Source organism: Brenneria sp. g21c3 (assembly GCF_040240345.1).
Lineage (GTDB): Bacteria > Pseudomonadota > Gammaproteobacteria > Enterobacterales > Enterobacteriaceae > Brenneria.
This window is the reverse complement of sequence record NZ_JBEIAB010000009.1, coordinates 1-19,859: the sequence shown is the minus strand read 5'-3', so window position 1 is coordinate 19,859 and position 19,859 is coordinate 1. Positions and strand designations below refer to the sequence as shown.

At 57.0% G+C, this 19,859-nt stretch carries 8 protein-coding genes; 3 read left to right on the top strand and 5 right to left on the bottom strand.

Annotation, left to right across the window (positions count from 1 at the left end):
• Nucleotides 1-492: 492 nt before the first annotated feature.
• Complete coding sequence (purL, locus tag ABRZ28_RS14410) at nucleotides 493-4,377, bottom strand: phosphoribosylformylglycinamidine synthase (RefSeq protein ID WP_330520634.1); 3,885 nt, start codon at nucleotides 4,375-4,377, stop codon at nucleotides 493-495.
• Between the two features lie 713 nt (nucleotides 4,378-5,090).
• Between purL and mltF the strand changes: the two genes are divergently transcribed.
• Nucleotides 5,091-6,536, top strand: coding sequence for a membrane-bound lytic murein transglycosylase MltF (gene mltF / locus ABRZ28_RS14405; protein ID WP_330520633.1), 1,446 nt, complete (start codon nucleotides 5,091-5,093; stop codon nucleotides 6,534-6,536).
• 14 nt (nucleotides 6,537-6,550) lie between these two features.
• Here the strand turns inward: mltF and tadA are convergent, their stop codons facing one another.
• Together tadA and yfhb are read right to left on the bottom strand one after the other, a co-directional pair.
• Nucleotides 6,551-7,054, bottom strand: coding sequence for a tRNA adenosine(34) deaminase TadA (gene tadA / locus ABRZ28_RS14400; protein WP_330520632.1), 504 nt, complete (start codon nucleotides 7,052-7,054; stop codon nucleotides 6,551-6,553).
• Nucleotides 7,055-7,132: 78 nt separating this feature from the next.
• Nucleotides 7,133-7,771 (bottom strand): phosphatidylglycerophosphatase C, encoded by a 639-nt coding sequence (yfhb, locus tag ABRZ28_RS14395; RefSeq protein WP_330520631.1) that lies wholly within the window; start codon nucleotides 7,769-7,771, stop codon nucleotides 7,133-7,135.
• Nucleotides 7,772-8,005: 234 nt separating this feature from the next.
• Here yfhb and lapG point away from each other — a divergent pair, with 234 nt between their 5' ends.
• Together lapG and lapD are read left to right on the top strand one after the other, a co-directional pair.
• Complete coding sequence (gene lapG, locus ABRZ28_RS14390; protein WP_319605251.1) at nucleotides 8,006-8,692, top strand: cysteine protease LapG; 687 nt, start codon at nucleotides 8,006-8,008, stop codon at nucleotides 8,690-8,692.
• A gap of 9 nt (nucleotides 8,693-8,701) precedes the next feature.
• Complete coding sequence (gene lapD / locus ABRZ28_RS14385; protein ID WP_330520630.1) at nucleotides 8,702-10,648, top strand: cyclic di-GMP receptor LapD; 1,947 nt, start codon at nucleotides 8,702-8,704, stop codon at nucleotides 10,646-10,648.
• A 47-nt stretch (nucleotides 10,649-10,695) separates the two neighbouring features.
• Here lapD and ABRZ28_RS14380 read toward each other — a convergent pair whose 3' ends face one another.
• Nucleotides 10,696-11,040: a tryptophan synthase subunit beta gene (locus ABRZ28_RS14380; RefSeq protein WP_330520629.1), complete on the bottom strand. Its 345-nt coding sequence runs from the start codon at nucleotides 11,038-11,040 to the stop codon at nucleotides 10,696-10,698.
• Between the two features lie 78 nt (nucleotides 11,041-11,118).
• Nucleotides 11,119-19,848 (bottom strand): tandem-95 repeat protein, encoded by an 8,730-nt coding sequence (locus ABRZ28_RS14375; RefSeq protein WP_330520628.1) that lies wholly within the window; start codon nucleotides 19,846-19,848, stop codon nucleotides 11,119-11,121.
• Nucleotides 19,849-19,859: the final 11 nt, after the last annotated feature.

The following is a 19,859-nucleotide window of genomic DNA, read 5'->3' as shown; positions in this document are numbered from 1 at the left end:
GCCAATTAGAAAAAAATTATATTAACTCATTAATTTAAATGAATTTAAATTTTATAGCTCGCTTAATCAATGCGATTAAAAACGAAATGGATAGGCCGATAATCAGGTTTCTGTCGTCAAAAGCAGACACCTTTCCACACGGTTATGTCAACCCATTAAAATCAAAGAGTTAAATGTCTCTTATCGGAGACAAGCAACTGTATATTTGTCGTGAAAACACGACAAGGATAAGGCATTGCTATCGGCAAAGGGCAAAGATTGCCATTCGCGCGAAGGCAGGCATCAGCCGATGGCTGCTCCCGGTTTCAGTAGGAGATCCCCGCCTACTACCGCGGGGATGACGGTGTTGTATGCCAGGATGCCGGTATTGTGTGCCGGGATGAGCGAGTTGAAGGCCAGGATGACGGAGTAAAAGGCCGGGATGAGTTTTACCGCGGATGGGTTAAACGAATGAAGGGGCCGAAGCCCCTTGCGGTTGTACTCGGTTAGCAATTACCCCAGTTGTTTGCGCGCATTGCGGAACATGCGCATCCATGGCCCGTCCTCGCCCCAGTTTTCCGGATGCCAGGAATTGCTGACGGTACGGAAAACGCGCTCAGGATGCGGCATCATGACCGTCGCGCGACCGCCGGCGCTGGTCACCGCGGTAATGCCGTTTGGCGAGCCATTCGGGTTGGCCGGATAATTTTCCGTCGCCTGACCGAAGTTATTCACATAGCGCAACGCGACCAGGTTATGCTGCTCCAGCGCGGCCAGATGTTCGCCATCACGCACCTCAACCAGACCTTCGCCGTGTGAAACCGCGATAGGCATACGTGACCCGGCCATGTCGTTCATAAACAACGATGGGCTCTTCTCGACCGCCACCAGGCTAAAGCGAGCCTCAAAACGCTCTGACTTATTCTTGACAAAACGCGGCCAGAGCTCGGCGCCTGGGATCAGCTCCCTGAGATTAGACATCATCTGACAGCCGTTACATACCCCTAGCGCCAGCGTCTGCGGGCGTTGGAAGAACTCAGAAAACTCATCGCGCACCCGTGGATTGAACAGAATAGACTTCGCCCAGCCTTCGCCCGCGCCCAGCACATCGCCATAAGAGAAGCCGCCGCAGGCGACCAGCGTATGGAAATCCTTCAGATCCCGACGCCCCGCCAACAGGTCGCTCATATGGACGTCAACGGCGTCAAAACCGGCACGGTGGAAAGCCGCCGCCATTTCAATATGAGAGTTCACCCCTTGCTCACGCAACACGGCCACTTTCGGACGAGCCTGTTTGGCGATATAAGGGGCGGCGATATCTTCCTGCGGTTCGAAAGTGAGCGTCACGTTCAAGCCGGGGTCGTTGTCATCCTGCTTGGCGCTATGCTCTTGATCGGCGCATTGCGGGTTATCACGCAGCCGCTGCATCTGCCAGGTAGTTTCCGCCCACCAGGTACGCATCGTGGTGCGGCTTTCGCGGTAAACCACGTCCGCGCCGGCGGTAATAACAAAGCGGGCGCCCTCTTCGGCACGACCAAGATAATGCACGCAATCCGCCAGACCATGGCGGGCGAGCACGCTTTCCACTTCCGCCCGGCGCGATGCCGCAACCTGGATAACCGCCCCCAGTTCTTCATTGAACAACGTAGCCAGCGCGTCGTCCCCCTGCGAGGCGATATCCACATTCACGCCGCAGTGTCCGGCGAATGCCATCTCGGCCAGCGTGACCAGCAAACCGCCGTCAGAACGGTCGTGATAGGCCAGCAAGGCTTTATCCGCCACCAGTTGCTGTATGGCGTTAAAGAAGCCGGCCAATTGTTGCGCATCGTGAACATCCGCCGTTTCACGACCTAACTGGCGATACACCTGAGCCAGCGCCGTCGCGCCCAGCGCCTTGCGCCCCGCGCCCAGGTCGATCAGCAACAACGCATTATCCCGATCGGCGCGCAGCTGCGGCGTTACCGTATTGCGCACGTCCTCCACCCGGGCAAAGGCGGAAATCACCAATGACATCGGCGAGGTCATGGCGCGATCTTCGCCGTCTTCCTGCCAGCGGGTTTTCATCGACATGGAATCTTTGCCGACGGGGATCGTTAATCCCAACGCCGGACAAAGTTCTTCGCCGATAGCTTTTACCGCATCGTAAAGCCCGGCGTCTTCGCCGGGATGACCGGCCGCCGCCATCCAGTTAGCCGAGAGCTTGACCCGAGTCAGCGGGCCGATATGGGTCGCCGCAATATTGGTTAACGCCTCGCCCACCGCCAGACGTGCGGAAGCCGCGAAATTACGCAGCGCCACCGGCGCGCGTTCGCCGATAGACATCGCCTCGCCGTAGTAACTGTCCAGACTCGCCGTCGTTACCGCACAGTCAGCCACCGGCACCTGCCAGGGGCCGACCATTTGGTCGCGGGCCACCATACCGGTAACCGAGCGATCGCCGATGGTAATCAGGAAGGTTTTCTCCGCCACCACCGGTAAATGCAGCACGCGCTCGACGGCGTCGGCCAGATAAATCCCTTCGCGTTTTAACGGCGCGCCTTCCACCTGCGTACGTTCGACGTCACGCAGCATTTTCGGCGTCTTACCCAGCAAGACATCCAGCGGCAGATCGATAGGTTGATTATTAAAATGGCGATCGTTCAACGTCAGATGCAGTTCTTCCGTCGCTTCGCCGATCGCCGCGTAAGGCGCGCGTTCACGGCGGCAGATTTCATCAAACAACGTCAATTTTTCCGGCGCGACGGCCAGAACATAGCGCTCTTGCGACTCATTACACCAGACTTCCAGCGGGCTCATGCCCGGTTCGTCATTCAAAATGTCACGCAGTTCGAAACGCCCGCCGCGGCCGCCGTCGCTCACCAGCTCCGGCATGGCGTTGGACAATCCGCCGGCGCCCACGTCATGAATAAACAGAATCGGGTTCTGTTCGCCCAACTGCCAGCAACGGTCAATCACTTCCTGACAACGGCGTTCCATTTCCGGGTTATCGCGCTGAACGGAAGCAAAATCCAGATCGGCATCGGATTGACCGGATGCCATCGACGATGCCGCGCCGCCGCCCAGACCGATATTCATCGCCGGGCCGCCCAAGACAATCAACTTGGCGCCGACGCTGATTTCGCCTTTTTGCACATGGTCGGCGCGAATATTGCCGATACCGCCCGCCAACATGATGGGTTTGTGGTAACCGCGCAGCTCTGTACCGTTATGGCTGTCTACCCGCTCTTCATAGGTGCGGAAATAGCCGGTCAGCGCAGGACGACCGAATTCATTATTAAACGCCGCGCCGCCGAGAGGCCCTTCGGTCATGATGTCCAATGCGCTGACGATACGATCGGGCTTGCCGAAATCCTCTTCCCAGGGTTGTTCAAAACCGGGGATACGCAGGTTGGATACGGAAAAGCCCACCAGACCCGCCTTGGGTTTGGAGCCTCGTCCGGTAGCCCCTTCATCACGGATTTCACCGCCGGAGCCGGTGGCCGCGCCCGGCCAGGGTGAAATAGCGGTCGGGTGGTTGTGGGTTTCCACTTTCATCAGGATATGCGCGTCGCCATGATGGTAATCATAGTTGCCCTGGGCATCGGCATAAAAACGCCCGACGGCGGAGCCTTCCATCACGGCCGCGTTATCTTTGTAGGCCGATAACACATGGTCCGGGGTATGCGTGAAGGTGTTTTTAATCATTTTAAACAGCGACTTCGGCTGTTCCACGCCGTCGATCACCCAATCGGCGTTAAAAATTTTATGGCGGCAGTGTTCGGAGTTCGCCTGTGCGAACATATACAGCTCGATATCGGTCGGGTTGCGTCCCAACTTGCCGAACGCCTCCAGCAGATAATCGATCTCATCTTCAGCCAGCGCCAACCCCAGCCGGACATTCGCTTTTTCCAGCGCCTGACGGCCCTGCAACAGGATTTCTATGCGTTTTAGCGGAGCAGGCTGCTGATGCGAGAACAGTTTCTCCGCCTGCCGCATATCGTCAAACACGCTCTCCATCATTCGGTCATGCAGCAACGCCCCCAGTTGCCGCCACTGTTCATCACTGAGCGTCGGCGCATGAATATAAAAAGCCAGGCCGCGTTCCAGGCGCAAAATCTTATTCAAGGCGCAGTTACGCGCAATATCCGTCGCCTTGGAAGACCAGGGGGAAATCGTGCCGGGACGGGGAGTCACCAGCAGCAAACGGCCTTGCGGCTCATGTTCAGCGAGAGAAGGACCATACTTCAGCAAACGTGTCAGTTTGGCCAGTTCATCGTTGTTCAGTGGCGTACTGACATCGGCGAAATGTACGTATTCGGCATAGATATCGCTAATCGGCAAAAAGTGCTCTTTACACCGGGCAAGCAGTTTATTAATACGAAAAGCCGACAAAGCAGGTGAACCACGCAGTATTTCCATAATCTAAAGTTCTCTCGTCTTCGATGCACTGACAGCGGTGCAGTCGTTGGGCGCTACAGGGGGGAAACGCGCGTCATTATAGAGAATCCTTTCCCAGGACGAAACCGTTTGCGTCGCTATTGTTCAACATCACATTGAGGTACTGACTAAACATTAAGCGAATCAATAAAAGTTGCACACTGCCGTTTTGTTACGCAAAATGCCCCGACTCCGGGACTTTCGTATAAAAAATCGCCTGGAGCGATTTTCAACGTCGCTTGCGACGGCCCGTAGGGCGAGTCTCACGGATGAGACGAGTAAAAAATCGCCTGGAGCGATTTTCAACGTCGCTTGCGACGGCCCGTAGGGCGAGTCTCATGGATGAGACGAGTAAAAAATCGCCTGGAGCGATTTTCAACGTCGCTTGCGACGGCCCGTAGGGCGAGTCTCACGGATAAGACGAGTAAAAAATCGCCTGGAGCGATTTTCAACGTCGCTTGCGGCGGCCCGTAGGGCGAGTCTCATGGATGAGACGAGTAAAAAATCGCCTGGAGCGATTTTCAACGTCGCTTGCGGCGGCCCGTAGGGCGAGTCTCACGGATGAGACGAGTAAAAAATCGCCTGGAGCGATTTTCAACGTCGCTTGCGGCGGCCCGTAAGGGTGGCGGGCAGGATAGCCCGCCATAAAAAATCGTTGCGACTGACAGGTTGGCAAGCCGCCGAGAGACTATTATTTGAAGCGCTTAAAAATAAATTATTTTTTCATTGGGGTTATCACGTTACTGCTGGCGCTGGCCTTATGGCCCAATATCCCCTGGCGCAGTAGCCAGGACGTTCAGCTCAGACAGATCCTTGCACGCGGCGAGTTGCGCATCAGTACCGTCAATTCGCCATTGACTTACACTATCAGTAACGGCGCCCCGGCAGGCCTTGATTATGAACTGGCAAAACGTTTCGCCGATTATCTCGGCGTTAAGCTGGTGGTGTCGTCGCGTAAAAATCTTGATGAGCTGTTTGACGCTCTGGATAACGATGACGCGGACATGCTCGCCGCCGGATTGATTTACAACAATGAGCGTTTGGGACGCTTTCGCGCCGGGCCGACCTACTACTCCGTCTCGCAACAGATGGTCTATCGCCTGGGGAAGCCTCGCCCTAAAACGATGGAAAATTTGAAAGGACGCCTGGCCGTCACTTCGGGATCGGCGCATATCGCCACGCTGCGCGAACTGAAAGCCGATAAATACCCGCAGTTGAAGTGGGAGTCCGCCACCGATCTGACCTCGCTGGAACTGCTGAAACAGGTGGCTGACGGCAAGCTCGACTATACGCTGGGCGATTCGATCACCATCGGTCTTATGCAGCGGATTCATCCGCAGCTTGCCGTCGCATTCGATCTCAGCGATGAAGAGCCGGTAACCTGGTACATGCGACGATCGCATGACGACAGCCTCTCCGCGGCGTTGCTGGATTTTTTCAGTCGTATCGTTGAGGACGGCACCCTCGCCCGTCTGGAAGAAAAATACCTGGGCCATGTCGGCGAATTTGATTATGTCGACACCACCACCTTCCTCAGCGCCATTGACGAGATCTTACCTGACATCCAGCCATTATTTGAAAAACACGCCACGGATATCGATTGGAGATTACTGGCGGCCATTTCCTATCAGGAATCGCACTGGAATCCGCTGGCAACCTCGCCGACCGGAGTACGCGGACTGATGATGCTCACCCGGAATACGGCGGAAAGCCTGAATGTCACCGATCGTCTCGACCCCGAGCAGAGTATTAGCGGCGGCGCGCGCTATATGTCGCATATGATGCAAAAAATGCCGGCGACCATCCCGGAGGATGAAAAAATCTGGTTTGCCTTGGCCGCCTACAATATGGGATTCGCACATTTGCTGGACGCCCGTAAACTGACCGCAAAACAGAACGGCAACCCTGATAGCTGGGTCGATGTAAAAATACGTCTGCCGATGCTCAGCCAGAAACGGTACTACACGCAAACCACATACGGCTATGCGCGCGGACACGAAGCCTATAACTATGTGGAAAACATTCGCCGTTATATGGTGAGTCTGGAAGGATACCTGCTGGAAAAAGAGGCGAAAGCCAAACTGAAACAGCTTTCGGCACAGGCTTATCCGGTCGTTCCGCCCAATAAAGTGCCGGAATAAACCTGCGATCGCAATTAATTCGCGGCTTTTTTCTGCGCCGCTCTCAGCGCCTTATGCTGCTCGCGCCGCCGGCGGAAAAAATCGCTCAGCGTGGCGGAACATTCAGCAGCCAGTACGCCGGCATCAATGGTTATCTGATGATTCATGCCGGGATGGCGCAAAATATCCACCAGCGAGCCCGCCGCGCCGGTTTTTTCATCCGCCGCCCCATAAACCAGACGGCCGATACGGCTGTGGATCATCGCCCCGGCGCACATAATGCAAGGCTCCAGCGTCACATACAGGGTAGTATTCAACAGACGGTAGTTTTGCAGCGCCATGCCCGCCTGACGCAACGCCATGATTTCAGCATGGGCGGTAGGATCATGATGGCCGATCGGACGGTTCCAGCCTTCGCCTATCGCCTGATTATCCAGCACCAGCACCGCGCCGACCGGCACCTCGCCTTCATCCTGAGCGCGCAGGGCCAGCGTCAAAGCATGACGCATCCAATATTCATCATTCAATTCGCGGCTCATGGTTTCCCTTTACGCTATTGGCAACTTTTGCGGCGGGATTATATCCATTGATGCGCGCCAGGCAAAATCAGACGTCCATTATTCCAACTGTTGCAGGCTGCCGTTGGGCGTCACACGCCAGCGATGCTCGCAAAAATAGAGCAGCGGGTTATCCTGTTTACTGTCGCTATAGCCGCTGTAAAGTTTCAGCGGCGCCCCCAAATGCCTTTCCATCTGGATGACCTTCTCTTTCCCCAGGCAGCGCAGCGCCAATACCCAACCCCCGCCGCCGCGCGTTATCTGGCTTCCCATCAGCCGGACGCCGGGTAAAAAAGGAGCATCATGGTAGACCTGCTCGACCAGACGCTGAGGCGATCCCGTCACCAGCCAAACCTGCGCATTGCTGTCCTGCAAATACTCGGTCAGCCGCTGCTGTACCTGCGGGAAAGGCGTTACCTGACGACGAAAATCACTGATAAACTGTTTTTCCAACCGAGCAAGACGCGCTTCAGTGCGGCCAAAGGTTATGGCCCACAACAGCCAACTCATCGGCCAGCGCGCGGCGCGCCCCTGCGCCAATAAGCCGCAGCCGATAACCGGCAATAAAGGGACAACCAGAATAAGGTTAAGGGGTAACCGTTTAAGCAGAAAACGCAAAAAACTGCCAAACATATCCTGCTGATGCAGCGTGCCGTCTAAATCAAAAAATACAATGCGCGGTTCTGGCTTATCACTCAAAACATCACTCCTCAGTGAACCTTAAATCAAGACGATAGTTAATCGTATGAAACAACGGGGAAAATACCATTTCCGTCATTCCCGTTTCCTCTCACGCCGGCTTGGCATCATAGTAATCGCTTTTTGTCGTTATGAATGTAAGATATTCTGCAACTCTCTATAATCTAAATATAATCTAATTGATTCGCCTCCAGGCAAATAAAAAGCGCCCGGCGGGCATACAGAGAAACATCCGTGCAATACCATTTGCCGAAGGCATCCCGCTACAAGCGTTTACTCATCTGCTGTCTGTTGTTACTGCTGGCGGGTTCGCTGCGCGCAGACTGGGATTTTCCCCTTATTACGCAGCGGACGGAGCAACTGTACGGCCCCGCCTCGCCAGAAGCCAGGCGTCGAATCAATGAGTGGCAGGCTTTACTCACCGCCCAGCGTAATGCGGATGAACAAAAACAGTTGGAAGCGGTGAATCTTTTTTTTAATAACCATTTGCTGTTTCGCGATGATATCGTCATCTGGGATCGGGATGATTATTGGGCCAGCCCGATAGAAGCATTGCGCAAAGGCGCGGCGGATTGCGAAGATTACGCGATTGCCAAATACTTCACTTTACGTCACTTAGGCGTGGCGAGTGAAAAACTGCGCATCACTTACGTTAAGGCGCTGCGTCTCAACAAAGCCCACATGGTGCTTACCTATTATCCGACGCCGACTTCAATCCCGCTGGTGCTGGATAACCTGACGAACAACATTCAACCTGCGACCCTGCGCACCGACCTACTGCCGGTTTACGCCTTTAATGGCGAGGGATTGTGGCTGCCGGGAGCAAGCGGCAACCAGCGCGTGGGCGACAGCAAACGACTTTCGCGCTGGCAGGAACTATTAACCAAAATGCGTGCCGAGGGATTTTCAATTGAGGAGTAGGATGAGGCTATGTCTCTATACAAACAGCTACTGATAGCCATCTGCCTGTTCGTGCTGATTATTTTCAGCGGAAGTTTTTTCGTCAGTCTGGAAAACTCTCGCGAGCAATATAATAACCAGCTGCGTTCCCATGCGCAGGATGCGGCCACCGCGCTCGGCCTGTCCCTGACGCCGAATATCGACGATCCGGCGATGGTGGAACTGATGGTCAGCTCCATCTTTGACAGCGGCTACTTTTCCAGCATCCGCGTTCGCGACTTAAAAACCAATCGCATCACGCTGGAACGTATGGCGTCGCCGGACGTACCCGATGTTCCGCCCTGGTTTGTCCGGCTGGTCAATCTTCACCCCGGCGCCGGCGAGGCCATCGTCATGCGCGGCTGGGAACAGGCGGCCAAAGTGGAGGTGGTCAGCCATCCCATGTTCGCCGTCACCCGTTTGTGGAAAAGCAGCTCCGCCACGCTTTTCTGGCTGCTGGGTTGCGTCACGCTGGGCGTGTTGCTTGGCGCGGTGCTGCTGCGCCGTCAACTGCGCCCGCTGGATTATATCGTCGAGCAGTCGCTGGCCATTACGCGCCGCGAGTTTCTTAGCCAGCCCGATTTACCCAGCACGCCGGAGTTCCGCCGGGTGGCGCAGGCGATGAATCAGATGGTCAGCAAGCTCAAAACATTATTCGAGGAAGAAGCCGAACGCAGCGAACGTTTACGCCAGGAAGCCTATCAGGATGCGCAAACCGGTCTGGCTAACCGCCGCGCTTTCGATATCCAATTTCAGGACAAACTGGCCGATGATGAAACCTCTCCGGGCTTTCTGATTATGATCCGCATTCAGGATCTCGCCGGTATGAACCAGCGACTGGGAGGACAGCGCACCGATGCGCTGCTGGCCTCCATCGGACAGACCATCCGCGACAGGCAGAAACAGCATGCCAATACCGAAAGCCTGTCCGCCCGTATTCGCGGCGGCGAGTTTGCCCTGCTCTGCCCCGGTCTGGTGGAAAAGGAAGCCATAGCCCTGATAGACGAACTGACTCGCGACCTTGAAAACCTGTATTTAACCGGTGAAACCGACGTCTCTCCGGTCGCCAGAATTTGCAGCGTGCCATTCCGTCCCGGCGACAGCGCGCAATCACTGCTGATACACGGCGATCAGGCGCTGACCAACGCCGAGCGTCATTCCGACAAAACCACCGGAGAACGCCTCCAGCCGCCGTCGGAACAGGCGGAAACCGACCGCCACATGTGGTTTAACCGACTGGAATCCATACTGGAGCAGGAACAACTGCAACTGTTTCTGCAACCGGTGGTGGAGTGCCTTAATCCGCATAACATTCTGCATCACAAGGTACTGGCAAGGATTGAAGACGAACAGGGAAACAGTATCGCCGCCGGCCATTTCCTTCCCTGGGTGCAGCGCTTTGGCTGGAATACCCGACTGGACCGGGTGATACTGAAACAGGTATTGAATTATTTACGTCAGCATGAGGGGACGCTGGCGTTGAGTCTATCCTGCAACACGGCGCTCGACCTGCCTTTAATGGCTCAGTCGCTGGCGCCGCTGAAAAATGAACCCCATCTGGCCAAGCGCCTGATTCTGGAATTAGATGAGAATCAGTTGCCGGATTCCGTGCAGTTTGACGGATTAATCAAACTCCTGAACGATTATGGCTGCGCGCTGGGGATCCAGCACTTCGGCGGGCGTTTTAATATGATCGGCAACTTATCGCAATGGGGGCTGGCTTATTTAAAAGTCGACGGTAGCTATATCCGCAATATCGACCGTGAAGCGGACAAAAAAATGTTTATTGAAGCCATGTACCGGGCCACCAATAGCATCGCGCTGCCGCTTATCGCCGAACGCGTGGAAACCACCGGAGAATTGCAGGTGCTTCAGGAAATGGGATTGCAAGGCGCAATGGGACGTTTACTGGGAGAACCGGCGCCGGCCGCAAAGTAACCACCGGTTATGCTGGGGCGACGTCACGGACGTCGCCCTTACAATACTCAGAACATACTGTCATCGTCATCATTGATTAACTTGTTCAACCCGCCGTTCAATGCTTCACGCGCCTGCGCCCGGCCAATCAGTTTCAACTGCGCCGCCGACGGGAAATCCGTAATGTTGATGACGCCTTTATCGATGAGTACCTGAATCAAATCTTCAAGCACCCGCACCATGTCCAGATCGCTCTGGCGCAACTGCTGTAGCCCGTCCATCGCTATTTTATGACTGTCGCACCACGCCAGCGCCTCTGTTGAGTCGTCAGCGAGTTCGCCATTCATTTCGGGAAAAGGCCGCGCCTCAACCCTGATTAGATGGCCGTTACTATCGCGCTGGATATAAAACATACGCAGAGACCTTATTAAGTATGCCTGATAAAAGAAAGGAACCTCTTTACCAGAGGTTCCCGTCTAAGTGATTACCCGTTAGCTATGCGTGTTTTCGGGTTTGCTGATTAAACTTTCAAGGGACGGCAACGCGCCGCTATAGTGTTCCAGCGTGATAGACACCGCCACCGTGCCGCCTTTGTCGCCGGAGAAGTTGCCTTCCGTACTGACTTCAATCGTTGGCGAGCCATTGCTTTCCGTAATGCGGATATAGTTGCTGATATCCGTACCCTGCTCCAGTTCACCGACCAGATCGCTTAAATCGATCCTGTCGCCTTCGCCGGCGTTGAAATCTTTAATCACGTCATGCCCGACATCGCCCGCCTGCCATTTAAACAGATCCGCGCCGGAACCGCCGGTCAGGATATCATTGCCTGGCCCGCCGATCAGAATATCGTCGCCGCCATACAGCTTATCGTTGCCGCTTCCGCCGTACAGCGTATCGTTGCCGCCCTGACCGTAAAGGATATCGTTGCCCGTACCGCCGTTGAGAATATCATTACCGTCATTGGCGGAAGAGAGATTGAACTCGGCGCTATGCTCGGTGATATAGCTATGTACCTGCTCAACGGAGGCGGTGGTGTCCGTGCCCAAATGTAACTGGTTGCCGACATACTGCTGCAACGCCGGCAGGCCGTTACCATCAATGCCGTCAAACGATATCGCATCGCCGAACAGGATGTCGTCGCCGCGTCCGCCCAGCAGCGTGTCATTCCCGCCGTTCAGTGGCTGATTCGATCCCAAAATCGCCTCGGAAAGCTGGCTAGGATCGATGTGATCCATCACCACGCCGTCACTATCATATTTTTGCAGGCTCGAAGCATTCAACGAGTCTCCGACGCCGATCGCCTCCACGTTCGACACCTGATGCAACAAGGCGTAGCCTTCAGCGGAGTTGGACCTTGTCGCCGAGTTGGAGTTGTAGCCCGTTCCCGCCAGATGAGAGATCTCATAGGTTCCGTCGCCTTCGGCATGAACCTGACCAATCAATGATTTCCCGCGATTGGAGTAGTAGTAAACATTACCACTGCTGTCGATGACCTCGCGGCTTCCCCCCAAAATGTTCATGTAATAGGCGTGCCCCGGTTGGTAATCAAACGAGTCGATGTTCAACGAATCCGATCTGCTGACCTTCACCGTATCCGTCTCGCCAGCCTGATAGTAGGTCGGCTCGCCGTCGGTGATGAAGTACGTCAGATTAGAGCCGCCGTTATGTGTCACAGTATCGCTCTGGAACCAGTTGGCCGCCGTTTTAAACACATCCTCATAGTTGGTGCCGCCGCCGGAAGCCAGCGAATTCAGAACGCCGATCAGTCTGGATAGCGCATCCGCGTCCGACAGGTTTACAGACACGCTCTGACCGACGTTTGTGTCGAAGTCTGCCAGGAAGACGTTGACCGATCCCGCATGAACATTGGAGGCGCTCTTGACCAGGTTATTGAACACGTTGGTCAGCGAAGCCACCGTCTTATTAATGCTGTCCGTCGACAAACTGCCGGAGGAGTCCACCAGGAACGCAATATTGTAATTTTGCCCTTCCATGATCTGCAAACCGGAGACGTCGCCCACCATCAAATCGTTACTGTGCGTGCCGGTCAGCGTATCGTCGCCGGTGGTACCCACGGTGGCACCGTACTGTTCGACTTCATGCGAAGAGTAACCGGTCGCCGAATCGTAGTTCGCTATCTCGGTTGACGTCGCCTGCGCAATGACGTCGAACTTGCCGGCCGATACCGGAACCAACACGCTGATTTCAGACGTGAACGACTGCGCATTATTGGTATTCGGGATCAGGTAAGTTCCATCGCTACCCACGGTATAAAGCACCGTATCGCCGGAAACAATCTGCGTACCTTCCGGCAGACCGGACAGGGTAATGCCGGATAACGTTTCGCTGCCGTCGGTATCCGTCAGCGAAGCAGAAACGCTGATCGTATGCGCCTGATAACCGCTCTGGGCCGGTATTACTTCAATCTTGGTGGTGCCATCGTTATCCGCCAGAACCGATGTACCGTCGCCATAGATCACGCCTTCCAACTGGTTGCCGCTGCTGATTATCTGCCCGTTGCCGTAAACGTTCACGCCATCAAACGTATTCACGTTGCTGGCGGCATTGTTGTTGGTCGAGTTGCTGACGCTGTATTTGGACGTATCGCCGTCCTGAAGGAAAATATAGTCCGGCGACGTGCCGCTGGCTTCCGAACCGCCATTACCGCTGACCTGATTCAGACCACGTTGGTTGCCGTCCTGTTTATATCCGGAACCGTCATGCACCACATAAACATCGGAGTAGCTGCCGCTGCCGTTGATATTCCCCTGGTTGTAGTAGGCAATGACGCCGTTACCCACCACTTCGGGAACCGGATCTCCCTGCGTCAGCCAGACGCGCACGCCATCGCCGATAGCGACGATCTTGCCGTCCTGAACATCGAATCCGCCATTCTCGCTGCCGCCGTTAACCTTGATGGTCTCCGGTATCAGCGTGGTTTCGCCGCTGGTGGTTTCCAGCGTCACCACTGGCGTATCCGCGACTGGGGTAACGCCCACCGTCACCGTACTTACTGCTGTGCCGCCGTTGCCATCCGCGACCGTGACAGTAAAACTGTCGCTGCCGCTAAGATTGGCTTTCGGGGTATAGGTGTACTGCCCGGTATCTGAGTCCAGCACCAGGGTGCCGTTTTTCGGCGCCTCGCCTACCGTATAGTTCAGCGTATCGCCATCGACATCGCTGGCGGTGATCTGTCCGGTCACCGGCGTATCTTCCAGCGTCGTCAGGCTCTGATCGGCGGTCACCGGTGCATCGTTGACCGCGGTCACGCCAATATTCACCGTGCTAACGGTGGTACCGCCCTGTCCGTCAGCCACCGTGACGCTAAAGCTGTCACTACCGTTAAAGTTGCTTGCAGGGGTATAGGTATATTCACCGGTAGCGGCGTCCAGTGTCAGCGTACCGTTTTTCGGTGCCTCACCTACCGCGTAACTCAGTACATCACCATCGACATCGGATGCGCTGATGGTGCCGCTGATCGGGGTGTCTTCCTCGGTCGTCAGGCTCTGATCGGCCGTCACCGGCGCATCATTCACCGCGGTCACGCCGATATTCACCGTGCTGACCGTGGTGCCACCCTGTCCGTCAGCCACCGTCACGGTAAAGCTGTCACTGCCGTTAAAGTTAGCGGTCGGCGTGTAGGTATACTCGCCGGTGGCCGCGTCCAGCGTTAGCGTACCGTTTTTCGGCTGCTCGCCCACGGTATAGCTCAGTACGTCGCCGTCCACATCGGATGCGCTAATCGTACCGCTGATCGGGGTGTCTTCCGCCGTCGTCAGGGTCTGATCGGCGGTGACCGGTGCATCATTCACCGCGGTGACGCCAATATTCACCGTGCTGACGGTGGTACCGCCTTGCCCGTCATCCACCGTGACGCTAAAGCTGTCACTGCCGTTAAAGTTAGCGGTCGGCGTGTAGGTGTACTCCCCGGTAACCGCGTCCAGCGTCAGCGTACCGTTTTTCGGCTGCTCGCCCACGGTATAGCTCAGTACGTCGCCGTCCACATCGGATGCGCTAATCGTACCGCTGATCGGCGTATCTTCCGCGGTAGTCAGCGTCTGATCGGCGGTGACCGGTGCATCATTCACGGCGGTCACACCGATATTCACGGTACTGACCGTCGTGCCGCCATTACCGTCAGCCACCGTGACGCTAAAGCTGTCACTGCCGTTAAAGTTGCTTGCTGGGGTATAGGTGTACTGTCCGGTGGCCGCATCCAGTGTTAGCGTACCGTTCTTGGGCTGCTCGCCCACCGTGTAGCTCAGCATATCGCCGTCCACATCAGACGCACGAATCGTACCGCTGATCGGCGTATCTTCCGGCGTCGTCAGACTCTGATCGGCGGTCACCGGCGCATCGTTCACCGCGGTCACGCCGATATTCACCGTGCTGACCGTGGTGCCGCCCTGTCCGTCCGCCACCGTGACGGTAAAGGTATCGCTGCCGTTAAAGTTGCTTGCCGGGGTATAGGTGTACTCGCCGGTAGCGGCGTCCAGTGTCAGCGTACCGTTTTTCGGTGCCTCACCTACCGCGTAACTCAGTACATCACCATCGACATCGGATGCGCTGATGGTGCCGCTGATCGGGGTGTCTTCCTCGGTAGTCAACGTCTGATCGGCCGTCACCGGCGCATCATTCACCGCGGTCACGCCGATATTCACCGTGCTGACCGTCGTGCCGCCCTGTCCGTCAGCCACCGTCACGGTAAAGCTGTCACTGCCGTTAAAGTTAGCGGTCGGCGTGTAGGTGTACTCGCCGGTGGCCGCGTCCAGCGTTAGCGTACCGTTTTTCGGCTGCTCGCCCACGGTATAGCTCAGTACGTCGCTGTCCACATCGGATGCGCTAATCGTACCGCTGATCGGCGTATCTTCCGCGGTCGTCAGGCTCTGATCGGCGGTCACCGGTGCATCATTCACCGCGGTCACGCCGATATTCACCGTGCTGACCGTCGTGCCGCCCTGTCCATCAGCCACCGTGACGGTAAAGCTGTCATTGCCGTTAAAGTTGGCGGTCGGCGTATAGGTGTACTCGCCGGTAGCGGCGTCCAGCGCCAGGGTACCGTTCTTCGGCGCCTCGCCTACCGTGTAACTCAGCGTATCACCATCGACATCGGATGCGCTGATGGCGCCGCTGATCGGGGTATCTTCCAGCGTCGTCAGACTCTGATCCGCCGTGACCGGCGCATCGTTGACCGCGGTCACGCCAATGCTGACCGTGCTGCTCACGGTACCGCCATTACCGTCCGACACCGTGACGCTAAAGCTGTCATTACCATTAAAGTTAGCGGTCGGCGTATAGGTATACGCGCCAGTGGCCGCGTCCAGCGTCAGCGTACCGTTCTTCGGCGCCTCGCCCACGGTATAGCTCAGCGTATCACCATCCACATCGGATGCGCTGATGGCGCCGCTGATCGGGGTATCTTCCGCCGTGGTGATCGCTTGGTCGGCCGTGACCGGCGCATCATTGACCGCGGTCACGCCGATATTCACCGTGCTAACGGTGGTACCACCCTGTCCGTCAGCCACCGTGACGGTAAAGCTGTCACTGCCGTTAAAGTTGCTTGCCGGAGTATAGATGTACTCGCCGGTAGCGGCGTCCAGCACCAGAGAGCCGTTTTTCGGCTGCTCGCCCACGGTATAGTTCAGCGTATCGCCATCGACATCACTGGCGGTAACTTGTCCGGTCACCGGCGTATCTTCCAGCGTTGTCAGGCTCTGATCGGCGGTCACTGGCGCATCGTTGACCGCGGTCACGCCAATATTCACCGTGCTGACCGTGGTGCCGCCATTACCGTCCGCCACCGTGACGGCAAAGCTGTCACTGCCGTTAAAGTTAGCGGTCGGCGTGTAAGTGTACGCACCGGTGGCCGGATCCAGTACCAGGGTACCGTTCTTCGGCGCCTCGCCCACGGTATAGCTGAGCTCGTCGCCATCCACATCGGACGCGCTGATAGCGCCGCTGATCGGGGTGTCTTCTGCGGTAGTCAGCGTTTGATCGGCAGTGACCGGTGCATCGTTGACCGCGGTCACGCCAATGCTGACCGTGCTGCTCACGGTACCGCCCTGTCCGTCCGCCACCGTGACGCTAAAGCTGTCATTACCATTAAAGTTGGCGGTCGGCGTGTAGGTGTACTCACCGGTGGCCGCATCCAGCGTCAGGGTGCCGTTTTTCGGCGCCTCGCCCACGGAATAACTCAGTACGTCGCCATCGACATCGGATGCGCGGATGGCGCCGCTGATCGGCGTATCTTCCGGCGTGGTGACCGTTTGATCGGCCGTGACCGGCGCATCATTCACGGCGGTCACACCGATATCCACCGTGCTGACCGTCGTGCCGCCCTGTCCATCATCCACCGTGACGGTAAAGCTGTCACTGCCGTTAAAGTTGGCGGTCGGCGTATAGGTGTACTCACCGGTGGCCGCGTCCAGCGTCAGGGTGCCGTTCTTCGGCGCCTCGCCCACGGTATAGCTCAGCGCGTCGCCGTCCACATCAGACGCACTGATGGCGCCGCTGATCGGCGTATCTTCCAGCGTCGTCAGGCTTTGATCGGCCGTGACCGGTGCATCATTCACCGCGGTCACACCGATATTCACCGTGCTAACGGTGGTACCGCCCTGTCCATCAGCCACCGTCACGCTAAAGCTGTCATTGCCGTTAAAGTTGCTTGCTGGGGTATAGGTATACGCGCCGGTGGCCGCGTCCAGCGTCAGCGTACCGTTCTTCGGCGCCTCGCCCACCGTGTAGTTGAGCGCGTCGCCATCCACATCGCTGGCAGTAATTTGCCCGGTCACCGGCGTATCTTCCGCCGTGGTGAGCGTCTGATCCGACGTCACCGGTACGTCATTCACCGACGTGACGCCGACATTCACGGTACTGACCGTGGTGCCGCCATGACCGTCATCCACCGTCACGCTAAAGCTGTCACTGCCGTTAAAGTTGTTTGCCGGGATATAGGTGTACTGTCCGGTGGCCGGATCCAGCGTCAAGGTGCCGTTCTTGGGTTGTTCACCCACCGTGTAGCTCAGCGCGTCGCCATCGACATCGGACGCGCTGATGGTACCGCTGATCGGGGTGTCTTCTGCGGTAGTCAGCGTCTGATCGGCAGTGACCGGTACATCGTTGACCGCGGTCACACCGATATTCACTGTGCTAACGGTGGTACCGCCCTGTCCATCAGCCACCGTGACGGTAAAGCTGTCACTGCCGTTAAAGTTAGCGGTCGGCGTATAGGTATACTCACCGGTAACCGCGTCCAGCGTCAGGGAACCGTTCTTCGGCGCCTCGCCCACCGTATAGTTCAGCGTATCGCCATCAACATCGCTGGCGGTAACTTGTCCGGTCACCGGCGTGTCTTCTGTCGTGGTGATCGTTTGGTCGGCCGTGACCGGTGCATCGTTGATCGCGGTGACGCCGATATTCACCGTGCTGACCGTGGTACCGCCCTGTCCGTCAGCCACCGTGACGGTAAAGCTGTCATTACCGTTAAAGTTGCTTGCCGGGGTATAGGTGTACTGTCCGGTGGCCGCATCCAGTGTTAGCGTACCGCTTTTCGGTTGTTCGCCCACCGTGTAGCTCAGCACATCGCCGTCCACATCGGATGCGCTGATGGCGCCGCTGATCGGGGTGTCTTCTGCGGTAGTCAGCGTCTGATCGGCGGTGACCGGTGCGTCATTCACCGACGTCACGCCAATGCTGACCGTGCTGCTCACGGTACCACCCTGTCCGTCAGCCACGGTGACGGTAAAGGTATCGCTGCCGTTAAAGTTGCTTGCCGGGGTATAGGTATACTCACCGGTGGCCGCGTCCAGCGTCAGGGAACCGTTCTTGGGCTGCTCGCCCACCGTGTAGCTGAGCTCGTCGCCATCGACATCGCTGGCGGTGATCTGTCCAGCCACCGGCGTATCTTCCGTCGTGGTGACCGTTTGATCGGCCGTGACCGGTGCATCGTTGACCGCAGTCACACCAATATTCACCGTGCTGACCGTCGTACCGCCCTGTCCGTCCGCCACCGTGACGCTAAAGCTGTCACTGCCGTTAAAGTTGCTTGCAGGGGTATAGGTATATTCACCGGTAGCGGCGTCCAGTGTCAGGGTACCGTTCTTCGGCGCCTCACCCACCGTGTAGCTGAGCTCGTCGCCATCCACATCGGATGCGCTGATAGCGCCGCTGATCGGCGTGTCTTCCGGCGTCGTCAGACTCTGGTCGGCCGTCACCGGCGCGTCATTCACCGCGGTCACACCGATATTCACCGTGCTAACGGTGGTACCGCCATTACCGTCAGCCACCGTGACGGTAAAGCTGTCATTACCGTTAAAGTTAGCGGTCGGCGTGTAGGTGTACTCACCGGTGGCCGCGTCCAGCGTCAGCGTACCGTTCTTCGGCGCCTCGCCCACGGTATAGCTGAGCTCGTCGCCATCCACATCGGATGCGCTGATAGCGCCGCTGATCGGCGTATCTTCCGGCGTAGTGATCGTTTGGTCGGCCGTGACCGGCGCATCGTTGACCGCGGTCACGCCGATATTCACCGTGCTGACCGTGGTGCCACCCTGTCCGTCCGCCACCGTGACGGTAAAGCTGTCACTACCGTTAAAATTGGCGGTCGGCGTATAGGTATACACGCCGGTGGCCGCATCCAGCGCCAGGGTGCCGTTCTTCGGCGCCTCACCCACGGTATAGCTGAGCACGTCGCCATCGACATCGCTGGCAGTAATTTGCCCGGTCACCGGCGTATCTTCCGCCGTGTTGATCGTTTGGTCGGCCGTCACCGGCGCATCATTGACCGCGGTCACGCCGATATTCACCGTGCTGACCGTGGTGCCACCCTGTCCGTCCGCCACCGTGACGGTAAAGCTGTCACTACCGTTAAAGTTGCTTGCCGGGGTATAGGTGTACTCGCCGGTGGCCGCATCCAGCGTCAGCGTGCCGTTCTTCGGCGCCTCACCCACCGTGTAGCTGAGCGCGTCGCCATCCACATCGGATGCGCTGATGGCGCCGCTGATCGGCGTGTCTTCCGCGGTAGTCAGCGTCTGATCGGCTGTCACCGGTGCGTCATTCACGGCGGTCACACCGATATTCACGGTACTGACCGTCGTACCGCCCTGTCCGTCAGCCACCGTGACGGTAAAGCTGTCACTGCCGTTAAAGTTAGCGGTCGGCGTATAGGTATACTCACCGGTAACCGCGTCCAGCGTCAGGGAACCGTTCTTCGGCGCCTCGCCCACCGTATAGTTCA

Bases quoted from the DNA above. Each gene is read 5' to 3' on its own strand.
- lapD (WP_330520630.1), top strand. From the start codon at position 8,702: ATGTCTCTATACAAACAGCTACTGATAGCCATCTGCCTGTTCGTGCTG.
- ABRZ28_RS14380 (WP_330520629.1), bottom strand. From the start codon at position 11,040: ATGTTTTATATCCAGCGCGATAGTAACGGCCATCTAATCAGGGTTGAG.
- purL (WP_330520634.1), bottom strand. From the start codon at position 4,377: ATGGAAATACTGCGTGGTTCACCTGCTTTGTCGGCTTTTCGTATTAAT.
- tadA (WP_330520632.1), bottom strand. From the start codon at position 7,054: ATGAGCCGCGAATTGAATGATGAATATTGGATGCGTCATGCTTTGACG.